20 protein-coding genes are annotated in these 20,997 nt (G+C 68.3%); 7 read left to right on the forward strand and 13 right to left on the reverse strand.

Annotation, left to right across the window (positions count from 1 at the left end; all coding sequences use genetic code 11):
• The first annotated feature begins 24 nt into the window (after positions 1–24).
• From qcrC to IT072_RS12370, 4 genes are all read left to right on the forward strand, one after another.
• A complete protein-coding gene (gene qcrC, locus IT072_RS12355; protein ID WP_223357009.1) occupies positions 25–861 on the forward strand; it encodes a cytochrome bc1 complex diheme cytochrome c subunit in 837 nt (278 codons plus the stop codon).
• 38 nt (positions 862–899) lie between these two features.
• Complete coding sequence (qcrA, locus tag IT072_RS12360) at positions 900–1,973, forward strand: cytochrome bc1 complex Rieske iron-sulfur subunit (RefSeq protein WP_223357011.1); 1,074 nt, start codon at positions 900–902, stop codon at positions 1,971–1,973.
• The gene (gene qcrB / locus IT072_RS12365; RefSeq protein ID WP_223357013.1) at positions 1,970–3,586 is read left to right on the forward strand and encodes a cytochrome bc1 complex cytochrome b subunit; all 1,617 of its coding nucleotides are present in this window, start codon (positions 1,970–1,972) and stop codon (positions 3,584–3,586) included. The genes qcrA and qcrB overlap by 4 nt, the downstream gene beginning before the upstream one ends.
• Before the next feature lie 108 nt (positions 3,587–3,694).
• Entirely contained in the window at positions 3,695–4,534 is an 840-nt protein-coding gene (locus IT072_RS12370) for a methyltransferase domain-containing protein (protein WP_223357015.1), read from the forward strand.
• Here IT072_RS12370 and IT072_RS12375 read toward each other — a convergent pair.
• The 6 genes from IT072_RS12375 to IT072_RS12400 all read right to left on the reverse strand — a co-directional run bounded on the left by IT072_RS12375 (position 4,503) and on the right by IT072_RS12400 (position 10,362).
• Positions 4,503–5,144, reverse strand: a complete 642-nt coding sequence (locus tag IT072_RS12375; RefSeq protein ID WP_223357018.1) for an HAD family hydrolase — start codon at positions 5,142–5,144, stop codon at positions 4,503–4,505. The genes IT072_RS12370 and IT072_RS12375 overlap by 32 nt on opposite strands.
• A 111-nt stretch (positions 5,145–5,255) precedes the next feature.
• Positions 5,256–5,678 (reverse strand): cytochrome c oxidase subunit 4, encoded by a 423-nt coding sequence (locus IT072_RS12380; RefSeq protein ID WP_223357019.1) that lies wholly within the window; start codon positions 5,676–5,678, stop codon positions 5,256–5,258.
• Positions 5,679–5,681: 3 nt separating this feature from the next.
• Positions 5,682–7,430, reverse strand: coding sequence for an aa3-type cytochrome oxidase subunit I (ctaD, locus tag IT072_RS12385; RefSeq protein WP_223357021.1), 1,749 nt, complete (start codon positions 7,428–7,430; stop codon positions 5,682–5,684).
• Positions 7,431–7,439: 9 nt separating this feature from the next.
• Positions 7,440–8,327, reverse strand: coding sequence for an aa3-type cytochrome oxidase subunit II (gene ctaC, locus IT072_RS12390; protein ID WP_223357023.1), 888 nt, complete (start codon positions 8,325–8,327; stop codon positions 7,440–7,442).
• A gap of 145 nt (positions 8,328–8,472) precedes the next feature.
• Complete coding sequence (erpA, locus tag IT072_RS12395) at positions 8,473–8,829, reverse strand: iron-sulfur cluster insertion protein ErpA (RefSeq protein ID WP_223357025.1); 357 nt, start codon at positions 8,827–8,829, stop codon at positions 8,473–8,475.
• Between the two features lie 96 nt (positions 8,830–8,925).
• Positions 8,926–10,362, reverse strand: coding sequence for a dipeptidase (locus IT072_RS12400; RefSeq protein ID WP_223357027.1), 1,437 nt, complete (start codon positions 10,360–10,362; stop codon positions 8,926–8,928).
• A 40-nt stretch (positions 10,363–10,402) separates the two neighbouring features.
• Between IT072_RS12400 and IT072_RS12405 the strand changes: the two genes are divergently transcribed.
• Positions 10,403–10,999, forward strand: coding sequence for a DUF3043 domain-containing protein (locus IT072_RS12405; protein WP_223357029.1), 597 nt, complete (start codon positions 10,403–10,405; stop codon positions 10,997–10,999).
• Position 11,000: 1 nt separating this feature from the next.
• Positions 11,001–11,948: a ribonuclease HI family protein gene (locus IT072_RS12410; RefSeq protein ID WP_223357030.1), complete on the forward strand. Its 948-nt coding sequence runs from the start codon at positions 11,001–11,003 to the stop codon at positions 11,946–11,948.
• On the opposite strand, the gene IT072_RS12415 is transcribed toward IT072_RS12410, so the two are convergent.
• The 3 genes from IT072_RS12415 to hisD are packed head-to-tail and all read right to left on the reverse strand — an operon-like array spanning position 11,916 to position 14,824.
• Entirely contained in the window at positions 11,916–12,959 is a 1,044-nt protein-coding gene (locus tag IT072_RS12415) for a quinone-dependent dihydroorotate dehydrogenase (protein ID WP_223357031.1), read from the reverse strand. The two genes, IT072_RS12410 and IT072_RS12415, sit on opposite strands and share 33 nt — an antisense overlap.
• Before the next feature lie 42 nt (positions 12,960–13,001).
• Positions 13,002–13,475, reverse strand: a complete 474-nt coding sequence (nrdR, locus tag IT072_RS12420) for a transcriptional regulator NrdR (RefSeq protein ID WP_223357032.1) — start codon at positions 13,473–13,475, stop codon at positions 13,002–13,004.
• 29 nt (positions 13,476–13,504) lie between these two features.
• Positions 13,505–14,824 (reverse strand): histidinol dehydrogenase, encoded by a 1,320-nt coding sequence (gene hisD / locus IT072_RS12425; RefSeq protein WP_223357033.1) that lies wholly within the window; start codon positions 14,822–14,824, stop codon positions 13,505–13,507.
• A gap of 81 nt (positions 14,825–14,905) precedes the next feature.
• Here hisD and IT072_RS12430 point away from each other — a divergent pair, with 81 nt between their 5' ends.
• Positions 14,906–15,436, forward strand: a complete 531-nt coding sequence (locus tag IT072_RS12430) for a flavin reductase family protein (protein ID WP_223357034.1) — start codon at positions 14,906–14,908, stop codon at positions 15,434–15,436.
• A gap of 11 nt (positions 15,437–15,447) precedes the next feature.
• Here IT072_RS12430 and IT072_RS12435 read toward each other — a convergent pair whose 3' ends face one another.
• From IT072_RS12435 to lspA, 4 genes are all read right to left on the reverse strand, one after another.
• Positions 15,448–15,813, reverse strand: a complete 366-nt coding sequence (locus tag IT072_RS12435) for a cupin domain-containing protein (protein WP_223357035.1) — start codon at positions 15,811–15,813, stop codon at positions 15,448–15,450.
• A gap of 9 nt (positions 15,814–15,822) precedes the next feature.
• Positions 15,823–19,338: a DNA polymerase III subunit alpha gene (dnaE, locus tag IT072_RS12440; RefSeq protein ID WP_223357037.1), complete on the reverse strand. Its 3,516-nt coding sequence runs from the start codon at positions 19,336–19,338 to the stop codon at positions 15,823–15,825.
• 159 nt (positions 19,339–19,497) lie between these two features.
• Entirely contained in the window at positions 19,498–20,418 is a 921-nt protein-coding gene (locus IT072_RS12445; RefSeq protein WP_223357038.1) for an RluA family pseudouridine synthase, read from the reverse strand.
• A complete protein-coding gene (lspA, locus tag IT072_RS12450) occupies positions 20,418–20,978 on the reverse strand; it encodes a signal peptidase II (protein WP_223360967.1) in 561 nt (186 codons plus the stop codon). Before lspA ends, IT072_RS12445 begins: the two co-directional genes overlap by 1 nt.
• Positions 20,979–20,997: the final 19 nt, after the last annotated feature.

Consider the following 20,997-nt stretch of genomic DNA (forward strand, 5'->3'; position numbering starts at 1 on the left):
GAAATCAGGAGCTGACACCACCCCATGCGTCCCCGACACTCCGGACCCGCACAGAACCGCAGCACGGCGAAGCCCGTGCGCAAGAGCGGTCGCCGCCACCCTCTGGCCACCGTCGCCCTCCTCGCGATCGGTCTCGGCCTGACCGGCGGCGCCTACGCCGCCTTCACCACCACGACGGCGTCGGCCGAGACGGCTCCGGCAGCGGCGTCGCAGGCCAGCGTCGACGAGGGCAAGAAGCTCTTCCAGGCCAACTGCGCCACCTGCCACGGCATGGAGGCCCAGGGCACCGAGGCGGCGCCGAGCCTCATCGGCGTCGGTGCGGCCGCCGTCGACTTCCAGGTCGGCACCGGCCGCATGCCCATGCAGATGCAGGGCCCGCAGGCCCAGGAGAAGCCGGTCCAGTTCACCGACGAGCAGACCGCTGCTCTCGCCGACTACGTCGCCTCCCTGGCCCCCGGCCCGTCCATTCCGGAGCAGAAGTACCTCGACGGCAAGGGGGACGCCGCCCGCGGGGCCGAACTCTTCCGCATCAACTGCGCGATGTGCCACAACGTCGCCGGCGCCGGTGGAGCGCTCACCGAGGGCAAGTACGCCCCGCCGCTCACGGGCGTCAGCGCCAAGCACATCTACGAGGCCATGATCACCGGCCCGCAGAACATGCCGGTCTTCAACGACCTGAACGTCGACCCGCAGGGCAAGGCCGACATCATCACGTACCTCATGTACATCCAGGAGCACCCGTCCCCGGGAGGCTTCGAGCTCGGCTCGCTCGGCCCGGTGGCCGAGGGCCTGTTCCTGTGGATCTTCGGCCTCGGCGCCATCGTCGCCCTGACCGTGTGGATCACGGCGAAGTCCAACTAGCCGGTACTGAGCGTAGAGAAAGCGTAAGAAGGAGAACAATGGCACAGGACGAGAACGGCGGTCACGAGCTGACGCCAGCCAGTTCGTCAGCCGTCGACGCCCACCGCACGGGCGAATCGGGGACGGCGATCGTCGTCCGCGACGCGCCCGAGAACCCGGGCTTCCCGCCGCACCGGCCGCGCGTCACCGACCTCGACCCCAAGAAGGAGCGGCGCGCCGAGCGTACCGTCTACACGCTCTTCTACCTGTCGATCGCCGGAAGCGTCTGGGCCGTCGCCGCGTACATGGCGTTCCCGATCCACGACAGCGACCCCGCGTCGGTGCGCCTGAACAACCTGTTCATCGGTCTCGGCATCACCCTCGCACTGCTCGCGATCGGTATCGGCGCCGTGCACTGGGGCAAGGCGCTCATGCACGAGAAGGAGGGCGTCGACCTCCGCCACCCCGTGCGCGGCAGCGAGGGCACCACCGAGCGGGCCGTCGAGATCTTCCGCCAGGCCGACGAGGAGTCCGGCTTCAACCGCCGCACCCTGGTCCGCAACAGCCTCATCGGCGCGCTCATCGCGTTCCCGCTCCCCGCGGTCGTCCTCTTCCGCGGTCTCGCGCCGCAGGACGAGGACCCGGTCGAACTGCTCTCGCAGACGATGTGGGCCAAGGGCGTGCGCCTCACGCGCGACCCGTCCGGCACTCCGATCAAGGCCTCCGACGTCACCCTCGGCAGCGCGTTCCACGTGATCCCCGAGGGCCTCAACGAGACCGACGACATGCTCGAGCAGAAGGCCAAGGCGGCCGTCCTGCTCATGCGCCTCAAGCCCGAGGACCTGCACGTCTCCAAGGGCCGTGAGAACTGGAACTACGACGGGATCGTCGCGTACTCCAAGATCTGCACGCACGTCGGGTGCCCGGTGGCGCTCTACGAGCAGCAGACCCACCACCTGCTCTGCCCGTGCCACCAGTCGCAGTTCGACATCACGCACGAGGCCGAGGTCATCTTCGGACCGGCCAAGCGCCCGCTGCCGCAGCTTCCGATCACCGTTGACGCCGATGGCTACCTGGTCGCCCGCAGCGACTTCCACGAGCCCGTCGGCCCGAGCTTCTGGGAGCGCCATTGAGCACCACAGCCGCCGCACCCGCGGCACCTACGCCGGTCAAGAGCGGTGGATTCACGGCAGCAGCCGCGAACTACATCGAGGACCGCACCAGCATCTCGGGCGCCGTCAAGGAGTTCGGCCGCAAGATCTTCCCCGACCACTGGTCGTTCCTGCTCGGTGAGGTCGCGCTCTACAGCTTCATCGTCATCCTGCTCTCGGGGACCTTCCTGACGTTCTTCTTCCAGGCGTCGATGGCCGAGGTCGTGTACCACGGCTCGTACGTCCCGCTGAAGGGCATCCACATGTCCGCGGCCATGGAGTCCACGCTCAACATCTCCTTCGAGGTGCGAGGCGGCCTGCTCGTCCGCCAGATCCACCACTGGGCGGCGCTGCTGTTCGTGGCGGCCATCGGCCTCCACATGCTCCGCATCTTCTTCACGGGCGCGTTCCGCAAGCCGCGCGAGCTCAACTGGGTCATCGGCTTCGTCCTCTTCATCCTCGCGATGGCCGAGGGCTTCACCGGCTACTCCCTCCCGGACGACCTGCTCTCGGGCAACGGCCTCCGCATCATCGACGGTCTGATCAAGGGTCTGCCGGTCGTCGGCACGTGGATCTCGTTCCTCCTCTTCGGTGGCGAGTTCCCGGGGACCGCGATCGTGGGGCGCCTGTACACGCTGCACATCCTGCTGCTGCCGGCGATGGTGCTCGCCTTCATCGCGCTGCACCTGATGTTCGTCGTCATCCACAAGCACACGCAGTACGCCGCTCCGGGCCGCACCCAGGGCAACGTCGTCGGCTACCCGGTGCTCCCGGTGTACGCGGCCAAGGCCGGTGGATTCTTCTTCATCGTGTTCGGTGTCGTCGCGGCCATGGCCTCGCTCTTCACCATCAACCCGATCTGGAACTACGGACCTTACGATCCCTCCCCCGTCTCGGCCGGCACCCAGCCCGACTGGTACATCGGCTTCGCGGACGGCGCGCTGCGTCTCGTCCCGCCGGGCTGGGAGTTCGTCTGGCTGGACCGTACCTGGTCGTTCAACATCATCATCCCGGTCGCGATCCTCGGACTGTTCATCGTCACCGTGCTGATCTACCCCTTCATTGAGGCGTGGATCACCGGCGACAAGCGTGAGCACCACATCCTGGACCGTCCGCGCAACGCCGCGACGCGCACCGCGATCGGCGCTGCCGGCGTCACGTTCTACGCGGTCTTCTGGGCCGCCGCGAGCTCGGACCTCATCGCCACCCACTTCAAGCTGACGATGGAGGGCGTGATCCACACCCTGCAGGCGCTGCTGTTCCTCGGGCCGTTGATCGCGTTCGTGGTCACGCGCCGCGTGTGCTTGGCGCTCCAGAAGAAGGACCGCTCGATCGCCCTCCACGGCTACGAGACCGGTCGCATCGTCAAGCTCCCCGGCGGCGAGTTCATCGAGGTGCACGAGCAGCTGAGCGACTACGAGCGCTGGCGGCTGGTGAGCTACGAGTCCTACGAGCCGCTGATGATCCGCCCGAACAGGCAGGGCAAGATCACCATGGGCAACCGGATGCGTGCCGGACTCTCCCGCTGGTTCTTCGAGGACCGGATGGTCCCGCCGTCTAAGGGCGAGCTCGAGTCGGGTCACGACCACCACTGACCCGGTCCCCGTCGTGAGAGCGCCGGTGCGTGTGACGCACCGGCGCTTTCGCATTCCCACACGCGCCCTCTGTTGCCCGCCGACATCCGCTTTCCCCCGGAGCCTGCCGTGACCGATCTCCACCGCCTCGCCTCCTGGCTGCGCTGCCCCGTGTGCGCCGCCGATCTCGCCCCCGTGGACCGCCTCGTGCTCGGTTGCGCCAACGGCCACCGGCACGACGTCAACAAGCGTGGCTACATCAGTCTGCTCGGCGGCTCGAAGCATGTCGGAGACAGCGCTCCGATGCTCGACGCCCGCGATGCCGTGCTCGAGGGCGGCCTCTACACCGCGATCGCCTCCGCCCTGGCCGCCGCCGTCCCGCAGAGCGCCCTGCGCATCCTCGACGCCGGCGCGGGCACCGGGTATTATCTGCGCGCCGCACTCGCCGCACGTCCGGAGGCGACCGGCCTCGCGATGGACCTCTCCCACGCTGCGGTCACCCGCGCCACGCGATCATCGGACCGGATCGACGGACTCGTCGCCGACACGTGGCGCCCTCTGCCGCTGCACGACGCCGTGTGCGACGTCATCCTCGACGTCTTCGCTCCACGCAACCTGCCCGAGTTCGCCCGGGTGCTCGAGCCCGGCGGGACGCTCATCGTCGTCGTCCCCCGGGCCACGCACCTCGCCTCCCTCCGGAACGCCACCGCCATGCTGGATGTTCCCGACGACAAGGCGCTGGATGTCATCACCGCGGCAGCGCCTCTGTTTGCCCTCCAGGGGCGCGAACACGTCGAGGAGACACTCGCAGTCGACGAGCCTCTCCGACGCGCTCTCATCGCCATGGGACCGTCGGCGCATCACGTCGACGCCGGGACCGGCACGGGTATCGTCGGGCTCCCCTCCGAGACACGCCTCGACGTGGACGTTCTCCACTTCAGCGTCCGGGATGGCGGCCGCTCTCGCTGATCGACTCAGAGCCGTGCGGGGCCACGTCCGCCCCTGCCTGCCTGAGGTGCCGACGAAGGTCGACGACACCCGCAAAGAGGTGAGTCCGTATCGAGAGGCTGTCAGCGCCCACGAGTTTCGAGGCGGAGTCATCAGTGAAGAAGACGTCCTCGGCCGAGACATCGAGGGCGTCGAGGACGTGCTGGAAGGCGCGGACATCGGGCTTCGCGAATCCGATGTCGGCCGAGTTGAAGAATGCGTCGAATCGACCGCCGATACCCATCGCAGCGATCTCGGCGCAGATGGTGTCCGTTCCGTTGGTGAGCACGGCCGTCCGCACCCCGAGTCTCCGAAGTTCGTCGGACAGTTCCAGAACACCCTCATCGACGACCGCCGGTTGATCACCCCACTCCGCCACAGCTGCAGGGCTACCAACGAGCTCGCCGATCTCGTGCAGCCAGCGAGCTCGGCTGATTCGGCCCGTGGTGACGTCGTCTATGAGCGGCCTCGAGAAGGCGACACTCTCCAACCGCCCCGCCGTAAGGCCATATCTCCGCTCGATATCGACGACGACCTCGGGATCGAAGTTCCGGACGACTCCGTCGAGGTCGAAGAGCACGACACGAATCATTCGACGATCCTTTCCCCTCGGCCCACATCGCCACAGGTGGTCGGACGACGCCACTGGGCCGTCCCCCGAAGGAGACGGCCCAGTGGATGAGAGTCGTTCAGCGGTTGACGCTCAGCGCGCGAAGTACCCGCGGTAGTACTCGAAGACCCAGCCGACGATGCAGACGAGGCTGAAGGCCACACCGATGAAGCAGATCCAGAATCCGACGGCGAGGCCGAGGATCACCAGTGCTGCGCCGGCCGCCAGCGCGATCGGCCACCAGCTCCACGGGCTGAAGTGCCCGAGCTCCGGGTCGCCGTCGTCGATGTTGGCGTCGAGGCGGTCCTCCGGCAGCTCTCCGCCCTGGGAGGCATGCGAGCGGCCGATGTAGAACGCGATGAATGCAGCCAGGATGGCGCTCAGGACGAGCGCGACCGTACCGACCCACTCGACCTTCCCGTGCATCGGGTCGAGCAGGCTCCAGGCGGTGTAGACCACCGCGGAGAGGATGAAGAAGATCGAGAGGATCCAGAAGAGGATTGCATTTGCTCTCATGGGCTACTTCACCTCGTTGTTCGCGACGTCGAGCACCGGGGCATCCGGGGCGTCCTTGGCACCGCCGACGCCGATCGGGATTCCCGCCTCGGGGTGGTTCAGGTCGAACGCGGGCGACTCGGAACGGATGCGCGGGATCGACGTGAAGTTGTGGCGCGGCGGCGGGCAGCTGGTCGCCCACTCGAGCGAGCGGCTGTAGCCCCACGGGTCGTTGACCGTGACCTTGGGCGCGTTGCGCGCCGTCAGGTAGACGTTCACGAAGAACGGGATCATCGAGATCGCGAGGATTCCGGCGCCGATCGACGACAGCTGGTTCATCCAGGTGAAGCCGTCGGTGGGCAGGTAGGTCGCGTACCGACGCGGCATGCCGACGACGCCCAGCCAGTGCTGCACGAGGAAGGTCGTGTGGAAGCCGATGAAGAGCAGCCAGAAGTGCCACTTGCCGAGCCGGTCGTTGAGCATCTTGCCCGTCCACTTGGGCCACCAGAAGTAGAACCCTGCGAACATCGCGAACACGACGGTGCCGAAGACGACGTAGTGGAAGTGGGCGACGACGAAGTACGTGTCGGAGACGTGGAAGTCGAGTGGCGGGGAAGCCAGGATGACACCCGTCAGACCACCGAAGGTGAACGTGATCAGGAAGCCGATCGACCACAGCATGGGCGATTCGAAGGTCAACGAACCGCGCCACATGGTGCCGACCCAGTTGAAGATCTTCACACCGGTCGGGACCGCGATGAGCATCGTCATGAGCGAGAACCACGGCAGCAGGACCGAGCCGGTCACGTACATGTGGTGGGCCCACACGGTGACGGAGAGGGCGGCGATCGCGATCGTCGCGTAGATGAGGGTCTTGTACCCGAAGATCGGCTTGCGGCTGAACACCGGGAAGATCTCGGAGACGATGCCGAAGAACGGCAGCGCGATGATGTACACCTCGGGATGGCCGAAGAACCAGAACAGGTGCTGCCAGAGGAGGGCTCCCCCGTTGGCGGCGTCGTAGATGTGGGCGTCGAACACGCGGTCGGCGGCGAGGGCGAACATCGCGGCGGCGAGCACCGGGAAGGCCATCAGCACGAGGATCGACGTCACCAGGGTGTTCCAGGTGAAGATCGGCATGCGGAACATGGTCATGCCCGGAGCACGCATCGTGATGATGGTGGTGATGAAGTTCACCGCGCCGAGGATCGTGCCGAACCCGGAGAGGCCGAGGCCGAGCACCCAGAGGTTGCCGCCGATGCCGGGTGAGAACGTCGTGCTCGACAACGGCGCGTAGGCGAACCATCCGAACGAGGCCGCGCCCTGGGGGGTGAGGAATCCGGCGACCGCGATGAGCGAGCCGAAGGAGTAGAACCAGTAGGCCAGCGCGTTCAGCCGCGGGAACGCGACGTCGGGCGCACCGATCTGGAGCGGCATGAGCACGTTGGCGAAGCCGGCGAAGAGCGGCGTCGCGAACATGAGCAGCATGATCGTGCCGTGCATGGTGAAGAGCTGGTTGTACTGCTCTTTGGTGGCCACCACCTGCAGGCCCGGCTCGAAGAGCTGTGCCCGGATGATGAGCGCCATCACGCCGCCGATGAGGAAGTACACGAAGGACGAGATGAGGTACATGTACCCGATCGTCTTGTGGTCCGTCGACGTGATGTAGTTCACGAGGATGTTGCCCTTGCGCTCGATGCCGTTGGCACTGAGGATCGTGGGCTTCGGCGCGGGAGCGGTGGTCGCCCCGGGCGCCGGTGCTGTCGTCGTCATCGGTGTGTCCTACTCGTTGCCCTGAGGAGCGCCCGTTCCGGGCAGGTTCTGGTTGCGGTCGTACTCAGACCCGAGCTGACCCTTGAAGCCCTGGTCGCGCAGGCTCTGGATGTGGGCGTCGTACTCGGCCTGCGGCACGATCTTCACGTTGAAGAGCATCGCCGAGTGGTACTCGCCGCACAGCTCGGCGCACTTGCCGACGAACGTGCCGGTGCGGCCCGTCGTCTCGAAGTACATGTAGTTGGTCTTGCCCGGGATGACGTCCTTCTTGTAGAGCATCGCCGGCACCCAGAAGGAGTGGATCACGTCGCGCGAGTCCAGCTGGATGGTGATCTTCTTGTTCTCGGGCAGGTACAGGGTCGGGATCGACCCCTCCTGCACGGAGCCGGGGGTGGCGCTCGCGTCGTCCGGCTGGACCTGGATGCCCGGGTCGTACACGTTGTCCGTCACGTAGTTGAAGTCCCACGCCCACTGCTTGGCGTAGACCTGGATCTTGAGGTCCGGGTTCGCGTACGGCTTCTCGATCGCGTTCTGGTCCCGCGCGGTGAAGGCGAAGAAGCCCAGCACCAGGATGAGCGGGACGATCGTGTAGAAGATCTCGATCGGCATGTTGTAGCGCAGCTGCGCCGGGAGACCGGTCTGGCCCTTGCGGCGGCGGAAGACGATGACCGCCCAGACGATCAGGCCCCAGACGATGACGCCGACGATCAGGAGCACGATCCAACTCGTCACCCACAGACCGCTGATGCGCTCGGTGTGGTTGGTGACGGGCTGTTCGCCCTCGACGAATCCCGGGAGGAATCCGTTCAGCTGTGCTTGCGTGCAACCCGCGAGAACGACGGCGAGCGTCGCTGCGATCGGGATGGCAGCCCATCGGAGACGGCGATTGTGACGCACCGGTGACCTTTCGAGTGACTTCTGGGACAGTTCACATCCAAATGTATGTGGCTCTCCCTACCCTACTCCGCCGGACACCCTGATTCGAACACAATGGGCCGCCCTCGAGGGGCGGCCCATTGTGTTTTTGTGTGCTATGCGACGATCAGTGGAACGAGTCTCCGCACGCGCACGAGCCGGTCGCGTTGGGGTTGTCGATCGTGAACCCCTGCTTCTGGATGGTGTCTTCGAAGTCGATGGCGGCGCCGTCGAGGTACGGCACGCTCATCTTGTCGACGATGACCTCGACGCCGTCGAAGTCCACCGTGGCGTCGCCGTCGAGCATGCGCTCGTCGAAGTACAGCTGGTAGATCAGGCCGGAGCAGCCGCCGGGCTGGACGGCGACGCGCAGGCGCAGGTCGTCACGGCCCTCCTGCTCGAGCAGGCTCTTGACCTTGCTCGCCGCGGCCTCGGTCAGGCCGACGCCATGGGCCTTCGGCGCGGTCAGCGTTGTGTCGGTCATGGAACTCCTTCACGGAATACGGGACATCGGGAAACCGAAATCTGCGTCGATTGTACGTCGGAAAACCGAGAGGCTGTCCAGACGTTCAGACGGCGCTCAGACCGTGCGGCGGTCGAGCCGGGCGAGCAGCAGCGCCTCCGCGAGGATGGCTCGCTTGAAGACGCCGAGGTGCAGCGACTCGTTGGGGCTGTGCGCCCGGGAGTCCGGGTCCTCCACACCCGTCACGAGGATCTGGGCGCCTGGGAACTCCCGCACGAGGTCGGCGATGAACGGGATGGACCCGCCCACCCCGGTCTCCGCGGCCTCGCGGCCCCAGGCGTCGGCCATGGCGCGCTTCGCCTCCGTGGCGGCCCAGCCGGCGGTGTCGACGAGGAAGGCCTCGCCGGTGTCCACGTCCGAGATGTCGACGTGGGCGCCGAACGGTGCATTCGCGCGGAGGTGCTTCTCGAGGGCCGCGAACGCCTCGGCGGCCGGCTGGCCGGGCGCGACGCGCGCGCTGACGCGGACCGCGGCGCTCGGCAGCAGTGTGTTGGACGCGTTGGCGACGCTCGGAGCGTCGATCCCGGTGATCGTCACCGTCGGCTTCGACCAGAGGCGCGACAGGATGGGACCGGTGCCGACGGCCGTCACGCCGGGAAGCAGGGCGGCCTCCTCCCGGAACTGCTCCTCGCTGAGGTGGGGCGGCTCCTCCGCGTCGTCGTACGAGAGGAAGCCCTCGACCGCGACCGCCCCGTCCTCGTCGTGGAGCGTGGCGAGCAGCCTGATCAGCGCGAGCATGGCATCCGGGGCCGCTCCCCCGTACATTCCGGAGTGGGAGGCGTGCTCCAGCGTCGAGACGGTGAGGCGGAACGTCACGTTGCCGCGCAGCGACACGGTCAGCGCCGGAGTGTCGACGTCGACGTTGTCCGAGTCGGCCACGACGATCACATCGGCCGCGAGGGCCGTCCTGTTCTCGTGCAGGAAGTTCGCGAACGATCGGGAGCCGAACTCCTCCTCGCCCTCGATGAAGACGGCGAGGCCGAGGTCGAAGTCGGGCCCGAGCGCCTCGACGAGGGCACGGATGCTCGCGACGTGCGACATCACACCGGCCTTGTCGTCGGCGGCGCCACGCCCGTAGAGGCGATCGCCGCGGACCGTCGGCTCGAACGGCGGCGTGTCCCAGTCCTCGTCGGACCCGGGGGGCTGGACGTCGTGGTGCGCGTAGAGCAGCACCGTCGGGCGTCCGTTGCGCGCCGCGCGCGTGGCGAGCACCGCGGGCTGGCCGAGCTGGTCGCCGTCGATCGGCGCCTGCTTCACCTCGACGCTCTCGAACACGCCGGTCTCGCTCAACAGTGCGGCGACCGCGTCAGCGCTCGCCCGCACGTTCGCGGGGTCGAACGCCGACCACGAGACCGAGGGGATGCGGACGAGTCGCGAGAGGTCGGCAACCGTGGACGGCAGCCCGGTCTCGACGGCGGACCGCACGCGCTCCTCGGCCGCCGGATCGTCGGCTGCGGGCGAATACGGGTCGGAAGACGGCTGGGAGTCTGTCATGCGGGTAATCTTAAGTGACCCCACAACCGAAGGCTGAGCGTTGGCGAAACGAGACCACCCGGCGACCGAGGCGGAGACGCCGGTCGTCGAGACCCCTGAAGAGACTGCAGAGCGACTGACGCAGGGCAAGGGCGCTCCGACGCCGTCCCGGCGCGAGCAGGAGGCCGCCCGCAAACGCCCTCTGGTGCCGGGCGACCGCAAGGAGGCGGCCCGCAATGCCCGCGCCAAGCAGGCGGAGGCGCGCGAGAAGGCCCGCGTCGGCATGGCCAACGGCGACGAGCGCTACCTCACCGCCCGCGATCGGGGACCGCAGCGACGCTATGTGCGCGACTACGTCGACGCACGCTTCAGCATCGGCGAGTTCCTCATCCCGGTCATGCTGGTCATCATCATCCTGAGCTTCCTGCCGTGGCAGTTCCTGCAGGTGTGGGCCCTGTTCGCGCTGTGGGCGTTCTTCCTGATCTCCGTCCTCGACTGCATCGTGCTCGGCTTCCTGGTGCGCAAGCGCATCGCCGCGAAGTACGGCGCCGACAAGGTGGAGCGCGGCCTGCGCTGGTACGCCTCGATGCGCGCGCTGCAGCTGCGCGTGATGCGTCTGCCCAAGCCGCAGGTCAAGCGCGGCCAGTACCCGGCCTGACGTGACGATCGTCGCTGCCGCCGACGGGTCCGCCCTCGGCAATCCCGGTCCGGCCGGGTGGGCGTGGTACGTCGACGACGACTGCTGGTCGGCCGGCGGCTGGCCGCACGGCACCAACAACCAGGGCGAGCTGATGGCCGTCATCGATCTGCTGGAGTCCACGGCTCACCTCGACGACGACCTGCGCATCCTGTGCGACAGCCAGTACGTGATCAACGCCGTCACCAAATGGATGGCGGGCTGGAAGCGCAAGGGCTGGCGCAAGGCGGACGGCGCTCCCGTGCTCAACCGCGAGCTGCTCGAGCGTCTCGACCGCGCGTTGCAGGGCCGGCGGTACTCGTTCGAGTGGGTCAAGGGTCACGCCGGCCACGATCTCAACGAGGCCGCCGACGCGCGCGCACGAGCCGTCGCGACCGCGTATCAGAAGGGCGACCCCATCCCGATCGGACCGGGCTGGCCGCACGCACCGCAGAAAGCCGTGACCGCGTCGGATGCCGTGCGGGCGGACGACGTTCCGGACGCGACGGCGGCCACCGCCCCCTCTCCCTCTCTCGCGACGCCCGAGCCCGCGCTCGAGCTCGACATCTTCGGCGATCTCGCCGCGGCCGAGACCGACGAGGAGCTCGTCGCCCGTCTCGAGAGCGAACTGCTCGACCCCGCGGTGCGCTCCGACGCCTCCCGCGTGGCGGAACTGTTGCACCCCGACTTCGAGGAGATCGGACGTTCCGGCCGGCTCTGGGGCCGCGACGAGATGCTTCAGGCCCTCGCGGACGAGGAGTCGGCGCCGATCGAGTTCGACGTACTGAACACGGCGAGCGTCGCCGACGGCGTCATCCTGCTGACGGCGCGCACGATGGACGCGCGCGGAGGATCGCTTCGGAGCTCGCTCTGGCAGCGCACCGGGGGCCGCTGGCGCCTACGCTTCCACCAGGGCACGCCGGAGGCGTAGCAGCCCACGGTTGATCTGCCGCCCCCACAGCGGACCGCGGTAGAGGAATGCCGTGTAGCCCTGCACCAGGGTCGCCCCTGCGTCGAGACGCTCCTGCACGTCCTCCGCGGTCTCCACTCCCCCGACGGAGATGACGCAGAGCTCCGCGGGCACCGACGCGCGGATCAGCTTCAGCACCTCGAGCGACCGTGCGGCGAGCGGTGCGCCGGAGAGCCCGCCCGCACCGGCCGCAGCCACGACGGCGGGATCGGTGCGCAGCCCCTCGCGCGCGATCGTGGTGTTCGTGGCGATGATGCCCGCGAGTCCGAGGCGCACGACGAGCTCCGCGATGCGCTGCACCTGCTCGTCCGTGAGGTCGGGGGCGATCTTCACCAGCAAGGGCTTCTCCCCCGCGACCTCCTTCACGGCGCCGAGCAGCGGCGCCAGGAGGTCGAGCTCCTGCAGACCGCGCAGGCCCGGGGTGTTCGGCGAGCTCACGTTGACCACCAGATAGTCCGCCACCGGGGCGAGCGCGCGGGCGCTCGTCAGGTAGTCGGCGGTCGCGTCCTCGACCGCGACCACCCGGCTCTTGCCGATGTTGACCCCGAGCACGGGACGACGCCGGGCGCGCCGCACACGCAGGAGGCGGTTCGCCGCCGCCCCCGCTCCGTGGTTGTTGAATCCCATGCGGTTGACGACGGCGCGGTCCGGGATGAGACGGAACAGCCGCGGCGTGTCGTTGCCGGGCTGGGCGATCGCGGTGATCGTGCCGACCTCGACGTGGCCGAAGCCGAGTGCGCCCAGGCCGAGCACGCCCTCACCGTCCTTGTCGAACCCGGCGGCGACGCCGAACGGCGAGTCGAACCGCAGGCCGAGAGCCTCCACCGCGAGCGACGGGTCGGGCGCCGTGAAGCGACGCGCCAGGCCGCCGAGACCGAGTGCCGGGAGCGCTCTGATCACGAGGAAGGCGAGGTGGTGGGCCCGCTCGGGGTCGAGCTTGGAGAGGACGAGGTTGAAGAGTGTGGGATACATGCCGGTTCGAGAATACCGCGCGGCGGCGTTCGGGCCGGCGCGTCAGGCCTGCAGCTCGGCGGGCTCGCCGTGGTGGGCGACCCGCAGCTGCCGGATGGCCTCCTCGAAGTCGTCGAGCGAGTCGAAACCCTGGTAGACGCTCGCGAACCGCAGGTAGGCGACCTCGTCGAGCTCGCGCAGCTCGGGGAGGATCGCCAGGCCGATGTCGTTCGCCTCGATCTGCGAGGCGCCGGTCGACCGGATCGTCTCCTCCACCTTCTGCGCCAGCACGGCCAGGTCGGAGTCGGTCACCGGACGACCCTGGCAGGCCTTGCGCACACCGAGCATGATCTTCTCGCGGCTGAACGGCTCCGCCACCCCGCTGCGCTTGATGACGCTAAGGCTCGCCGTCTCCGTCGTGGAGAACCGGCGACCGCATTCGGGGCACTGCCGCCGGCGACGGATGGAGAGTCCGTCGTCGCTGGTCCGGGAGTCGATGACGCGGGAGTCCGGGTGGCGGCAGAAGGGGCAGAACATGCCTGAATTCTAGCGGCTCGCGCAGGAGGTCAGGCGTCCTCGCCGTCGTCGAACCGGATGGTGACCGCAGCGCCGTGCGCGGGCAGGTCCTCCGCGCTCGACAGGGCGACGATGCGGTCGGCGACCTCGCGGAGCGCGTCGCGGTCGTAGCGGATCACCTGCTGGGGTCGGAGGAACGAGTAGGCGCCGAGTCCGGGCGAGAACCGCGCCTGGCCCCCGGTGGGCAGAACGTGGTTCGAGCCCGCGAGGTAATCGCCCAGGCTGACCGGCGCGCTCGGCCCGACGAAGATCGCCCCGGCGTTCTGGATGTCGGCGAGGACCGTGTCGGGGTCGGCCGTCTGGATCTCGAGGTGCTCGGGGCCGTAGGCGTTGCTGAACGCGGCGGCGGCGGCCAGGTCGTCGACGAGGACGATCGCGGACTGCGGGCCGCCGAGCGCGGTGCGCACGCGGTCGCTGTGCCGGGTGGGGGCGACGAGCCCCTCCAGTTCGGCGACGACACGCTCCGCGAACGCGGGGCTGTCGGTGACGAGCAGTGAGGCGGCGGCCTCGTCGTGTTCGGCCTGGCTCACCAGGTCGGCGGCGACGAATCGCGCATCGGCCGCTTCGTCCGCGATCACCAGGATCTCGGTCGTGCCGGCCTCGGAGTCGATGCCCGTCTTGCCGCGCACCACGCGCTTGGCCGCGGCCACGTAGATGTTGCCCGGGCCGGTGATGACCTGGACCGGATCCAGGCCGATCTCCTCCACGCCCCACGCGAGCGCCCCGATCGCACCGGCGCCGCCCATGGCGTACACCTCGTCGATTCCCAGCAGCCCGGCCGCCCCCAGGATGACCGGGTGGACCGACCCCCCGAACTCGCGCTGCGGCGGGCTCGCGAGCGCCACCGACGCCACCCCGGCGATCTGCACGGGCACCGCGTTCATGACGACGCTCGACGCCAGGACGGCCTTGCCGCCCGGCACGTACAGACCGGCGCGCTCGACCGGCTGCCAGCGCTGGACGATCGTCGCCCCCGGGCCGATGCGCGTCTCCGCCGCAGGCGGCACCTGCACGGCGGTCGCCTCGCGCACGCGCGCGATCGCCTCCTCCAGGGCTTCGCGGACATCGGTGGGGAGCCCCTCCACCGCCGCCGCGATGTCGTCGGCGGGAACGCGGATCGCCGCGGGGGCGCCGCCGTCGAACCGCTGCGCCTGCTCGCGCAAGGCGTCCGCACCTCGGGCGCGAACGTCCTCGATCAGCTCGGTCGCGACATGCATCGCGACCTGGACGTCCACGACGGGACGGGGGACGAGGCGCTCGAAAGCGGCACGAGTAGGCTGGATTCCGCGGAGGTCGATGGTCTGCATCATGGCCAGCCCAGCCTATCCGCTCCCTCTCCCGTGTGACGGCGCGCGGAATTCTCCCCACCGATTGGTGCTTGCAGTAGACATATGAACAGCGCATCCCCCGACTCCACCGACGGCACCGTCACCGACGCGACCCCGGACCTGGCGGCGTTCCGCCAGACGTTCCGCCGCCACGCCGCCGGCGTCGCGATCGTCACCGCCCTCGGAACGGACGGGAAGCCGGTCGGCTTCACAGCCACCTCGCTCGCCTCCCTGGCCGCCGTGCCGCCGCTCGCCACCTTCAACATGGCGCTCTCGGCCTCCAGCTGGCCGGCCATCGCCGAGACGGACCGCGTCGTCATCCACACGCTCGGCGTGCGCAACAAAGCCGCGGCGCAGAAGCTGGCCGGCGACAACGCCCAGCGCTTCGAGGGTGAGCACTGGTACGCCGGCCCGCACGGCCTCCCTGTCATCAAGGACACGACCGCGTGGATGGTCGGGCGCATCATCGAGCGTGTCACGGTGCACAACAGCGCCGTCGTCGTGGTGCAGATCGAACAAGGCGGCCTCGGCGCCGAGGACGCCCCTCTGCTCTACCACGAGCGGCGCTACCACCGCCCCGCCGAGCTCGACTGAGCAGACCCGCGTCAGTCGAGCTCGCGCAGTTGCGCCGTGCGCTCTCCGCCCGCTGTGCCGGTGTTGACAGTGCCCGTGGGCTCGAACAGCACGGCCTCCACCTCCTCATCGGCCTTCGGGCAGTGCTCGATCCCGCGCGGCACCACGTAGACGTCGCCCTCGCCCAGGGTCACGTCGCCGTCGCGCAGCTGAATGGTCAGCTCGCCGCGGAGCACCAGGAACAGCTCGTCCGTGTCGGGGTGCTCGTGCCACACGAACTCGCCGAGCAGCTTCACCACCTTGACGTCGTAGTCGTTCACACTCGTCAGCCGGTGCGGCTGCCAGTGCTCGCCGATCCGTGAGAGTGCCTCGTGCAGATTGCGGACGCCGTCGCTCATGCTCCCACGCTAGACCAGGCAGTTGGGGCCGAGCAGCCCCTTCAGCTCCCCGTACAGGTCGGGGCTGACCTTGACGTGGTTCGGCACGCCGAGCACGCGGACGCGGCTGCCCGTCACCAGGTGGATACGCACCTCGTTCTCGCCGGGGTGCCGCGAGAACGTCTCGCCCAGCCGGGTGATGACGTCGGGGGTCGCGCGGCGGTCCTGCATGGTGATCTTCAGCGGGCTGCTGTCCTCGATCGGTCCGAGGTCGGGGTTCATCAGGCTGAAGGCGTGCAGATTCATGCCGTCGTCGCGTAGGCTCACACGGCCGCGGACGACCACGATCGAGTCGCCCGTCAGCATCGACGAGAACTCCTGGTACGCCTTGCCCATGAACATGACGGTCATCTCGCCGCCGAAGTCCTCGACCGTGATCATGCCGTACTGATTGCCGGACGCCTTCGCCACCCGGTGTTGCACGCTGGTGACCAGGCCCGCGATCGTGACCGTCTCGCCGTCCTGGATGCTGTCCGAACCGACGAGGTCGGCGATCGAGGTGCTCGCCATCTTCGCGAGCTGCAGCTCGAGCCCGGCGAGCGGATGATCGGACACGTAGAGGCCGAGCATGTCGCGCTCGAAGGCGAGCTTGTCCCGTTTACCCCACTCCGGGCGGTCCGGGATGCTGTGCTGCGCCTGGCCCGGCTCGTCGTCCTCCCACAGGCTGTCGAAGTCGAACCCGACGTCGCCGTTCGCCTCGTTGCGCTTGATCTTCACCGCGGACTCCACGGCGTCCTCGTGCACCTCCACCAGCGCGCGACGCGTGTGTCCCAGGGAGTCGAAGGCGCCCGCCTTGATGAGGGACTCGACCGTGCGCTTGTTCGCGGCGTGGATCGGCACCTTGGCGAGGAAGTCGTGGAACGAGTCGAAGCGCCCCTTGCTCTCGCGCGCCTCCCGCACGCCCTCGACGACGTTCGCGCCCACATTGCGCACCGCGCCCATGCCGAAGCGGATGTCCTCTCCCACGGCGGCGAAGTACAGGCTGGACTCGTTCACGTCGGGCGGCAGCACCTTGATGCCCATGCGTCGGCACTCGTTGAGGTAGAGCGCCATCTTGTCCTTGGAGTCGCCGACGCTGGTCAGCAGCGCGGCCATGTACTCGGCCGGGTAGTGCGCCTTGAGGTACGCGGTCCAGTACGAGATGACGCCGTACGCGGCCGAGTGCGCCTTGTTGAACGCGTAGTCGGAGAACGGGAGCAGGATCTCCCAGAGCTTGTTGACGGCGTCCATCGAGTAGCCGTTGTCCTTCATCCCCTGCGCGAAGCCCTCGAACTGCTTGTCCAGCTCGGACTTCTTCTTCTTGCCCATCGCGCGACGGAGGATGTCCGCCTGTCCGAGCGAGAAGCCGGCGACCTTCTGCGCGATCGCCATCACCTGCTCCTGATAGATGATGAGGCCGTAGCTGGTCGACAGGATGTCCGCGAGCGGCTCGGCCAGCTCTGGATGGATCGGCGTGATGTCCTGTTGACCGTTCTTGCGCAGCGCGTAGTTCGTGTGCGAGTTCGCGCCCATCGGGCCGGGACGGTAAAGGGCGATGAGCGCCGAGATGTCCTCGAAGTTGTCGGGGCGCATCAGGCGCAGGAGCGAGCGCATCGGGCCGCCGTCGAGCTGGAACACGCCGAGCGTGTCGCCGCGAGACAGGAGCTCGTAGGCGGGCCGGTCGTCGAGCTCGAGGTCTTCGAGCACGAGGTCTTCTCCGCGGTTCGCTTTGATGTTGTCGAGCGCGTCGTTGATGATCGTCAGGTTGCGCAGGCCCAGGAAGTCCATCTTGATCAGCCCGAGCGACTCGCAGGCCGGATAGTCGAACTGCGTGACAATCTGGCCGTCCTGCTCGCGCTTCATGATCGGGATGATGTCGATCAGCGGGTCGGAGGACATGATCACGCCGGCCGCGTGCACTCCCCACTGGCGCTTGAGGTTCTCGAGCCCGAGCGCGGTGTCGAAGACGGTCTTCGCCTCCGGGTCGCTCTCGACGACGGCCCGGATATCGACCGCCTCCTTGTAGCGCGGGTGGTTCTTGTCGAAGATCCCGGTGAGCGGGATGTCCTTGCCCATCACGGGAGGGGGCATCGCCTTGGTCAGCTTCTCGCCCATCGAGAACGGGAAGCCGAGCACGCGGCCGGAGTCCTTCAGAGCCTGCTTGGCCTTGATGGTGCCGTACGTGACGATCTGCGCGACGCGCTCCGAGCCGTACTTCTCGGTCACGTACTTGATGACTTCGCCGCGGCGGCGGTCGTCGAAGTCGACGTCGAAGTCGGGCATGGAGACACGGTCGGGGTTCAGGAACCGCTCGAAGATGAGTCCGTGCTGCAGGGGGTCGAGGTCGGTGATGCGCATGGCGTAGGCCGCCATCGATCCCGCACCGGAGCCACGGCCGGGGCCGACCCGGATCCCGTTGTCCTTGGACCAGTTGATGAAGTCGGCGACGACGAGGAAGTAGCCGGGGAAGCCCATCTGCGAGATGACGCCGATCTCGTAATCGGCCTGCTTGCGCACCTCGGGGGTGATGCCGTTCGGGTAGCGCTCGGTGAGGCCCCGCTCGACCTCCTTGACGAACCAGGTCTGCTCGGTCTCGCCCTCCGGCACAGGGAACCGGGGCATGAAGTTGGCGGCGGTGTCGAACTGTACGTCGCACCGCTCCGCGATCGCGAGCGTGTTGTCGCAGGCCTCGGGATAGTCCCGGAAGAGCTGGCGCATCTGGTCGGCCGACTTCAGGTAGAACTCGTCGGCGTCGAACTTGAAGCGGTTCGGGTCGTCGAGCGTCGATCCCGACTGCACGCAGAGCAGGGCCGCGTGGCTCTTGGCGTCCTCGGCGTGCGTGTAGTGGAGGTCGTTCGTGGCGACCATCGGCAGGCCCAGGTCTTTGGCGAGCCGGATCAGGTCGCTCATGATGCGGCGCTCGATGCCGAGCCCGTGGTCCATGATCTCGGCGTAGAAGTTCTCCTTGCCGAAGATGTCGCGGAACTCGGCGGCGGCTTTCACCGCTTCGTCGTACTGACCCAGTCGGAGGCGCGTCTGCACTTCGCCCGACGGGCAGCCCGTGGTCGCGATGATGCCCTTGCCGTACTGGCTGAGCAGCTCCCTGTCCATGCGGGGTTTGAAGTAGTAGCCCTCGATGGACGCCTTGGACGACAGCCGGAACAGGTTGTGCATCCCCTCGGTCGTCGCCGCGAGCATCGTCATGTGCGTGTAGGCGCCGGAGCCGGACACGTCGTCGCCCCCGCCGTCGCCCCAGCGCACTCGCGTCTTGTCGGTGCGGTGCGTGCGGGGAGTCAGGTACGCCTCCGTGCCGATGATGGGCTTGATCCCGGCATCGGTCGCGGTGCGCCAGAAGTCGTACGCGCCGAACATGTTGCCGTGGTCGGTGACGGCGACCGCGGGCATCCCCTGCCCTGCGGCGGCCTCGATCAGCGGCTTGACGCGCGCCGCGCCGTCGAGCATCGAGTACTCGCTGTGGACGTGGAGGTGGACGAAGGAATCGCTCATGTCGGGGACAAGCCTACGTCGTGCCAGGGACGTCCGGCGGGACGCGCGCGGCGACGGAGGAAATGTAGGTCGACGTGCATGGCGAACACAGGGAACGGAGGAGAGCCGAGGCAACTCACGTCGGAGCTCCTCCGCTCGCGACGCCCGTCGGGGCCGGCCTCAGGACGCCCGGAGGACATCGAGGGCGTGCTGGAGGTCGTCCGGGTAGCCCGTGGTGAAGGTGACCCATTCCCCCGTCGCCGGGTGCTCGAAGGCGAGCTGAACCGCGTGCAGCCATTGGCGCGTGAGGCCCAGCCGCGCGGAGAGGGCCGGGTCGGCGCCGTACATGGCGTCTCCGACGCACGGGTGGCGCTGCGCCGCCATGTGCACTCGGATCTGGTGCGTGCGGCCGGTCTCCAGGTGGATCTCCAGCAGGCTCGCCGCGGGGAACGCCTCGATCGTCTCGTAGTGGGTGACGGACGGCTTGCCGTCGGCGACGACCGCGAACTTCCAGTCGGACCGCGGATGGCGGCCGATCGGGGCGTCGATGGTGCCCGTCAGCGGGTCGGGATGACCCTGCACGACCGCATGGTAGATCTTCTCGACGGTGCGATCGTGGAAGGCCCGTTTGAGCGCGGTGTAGGCGCGCTCCGACTTGGCCACGACCATGAGGCCGCTCGTGCCCGCGTCGAGCCGGTGCACGATGCCCGCCCGTTCCGCGGCGCCCGAGGTGGAGATGCGGAACCCGGCCGCAGCGAGGGCGCCGAGCACGGTCGGACCCTCCCAGCCCACGGAGGGGTGGGCCGCGACGCCGACCGGCTTGTCGATCACGACGATGTCGTCGTCGTCGTGCACGATCGTCAGTTCGGGGACCGCGATCGGCACGATGCGCACCTCTTCGCGCGGCTGCCACGAGACCTCGAGCCACGAGCCGGCCGTCAGACGGTCCGACTTGTCGACGTCGCGGCCGTCGACGGTCACGCCGCCGGCCTCCGCGATCTCGGCCGCGAAGGTGCGGGAGAATCCCAGGAGCTTGGCGATGCCCGCGTCGACCCGGGACCCGTCGAGGCCGTCCGGAATGGGGAAGCTGCGGAACTCCACTACGGCTGCGGCTTCTCGGGGTGCTCGACCTCTGCGGCCGTCGGCGCAGGGGCCTCGTGGTCGGACTCCGGTTCGACCTCACCCTCGTCGTCCGCGGCACGGCGCCCGTCGAGCCCGACACCCCGGATGGTCAGGATCAGGAAGAGCGCCATGCTCGACACGATCGCGACATCGGCCAGGTTGAAGATGGCCGGCAGGAGCGGGATCTGCAGAAAGTCGACCACATGGCCGACACCGAAGCCCGGCTCACGGAAGAGCCGGTCGGTGAGGTTTCCGAGCAGGCCGCCGAGGAGCAGCCCGAACAGGATGGCCCACGCCGTCGACTTGATCCGCGGCGCGTACCAGATGACGAAGCCGAGCACGCCGACGCCGACGATGGAGAAGATCCAGGTGGATCCGCTGCCGATGGAGAAGGCGGCGCCGGCGTTCTTGACGAAGTTGAACTGCAGCAGCTGGCCGAGGACCTCGACCCGCTGACCCTCGTAGAGGTTGGCGACGACCAGGACCTTGGCGATCTGGTCGACGAGGTACACGCAGAGCGCGACCACCCCGAGGATCACCAAGGCCCGGACGCTGACC

Source organism: Leifsonia sp. ZF2019 (genome assembly GCF_019924635.1).
Lineage (GTDB): Bacteria > Actinomycetota > Actinomycetes > Actinomycetales > Microbacteriaceae > Leifsonia.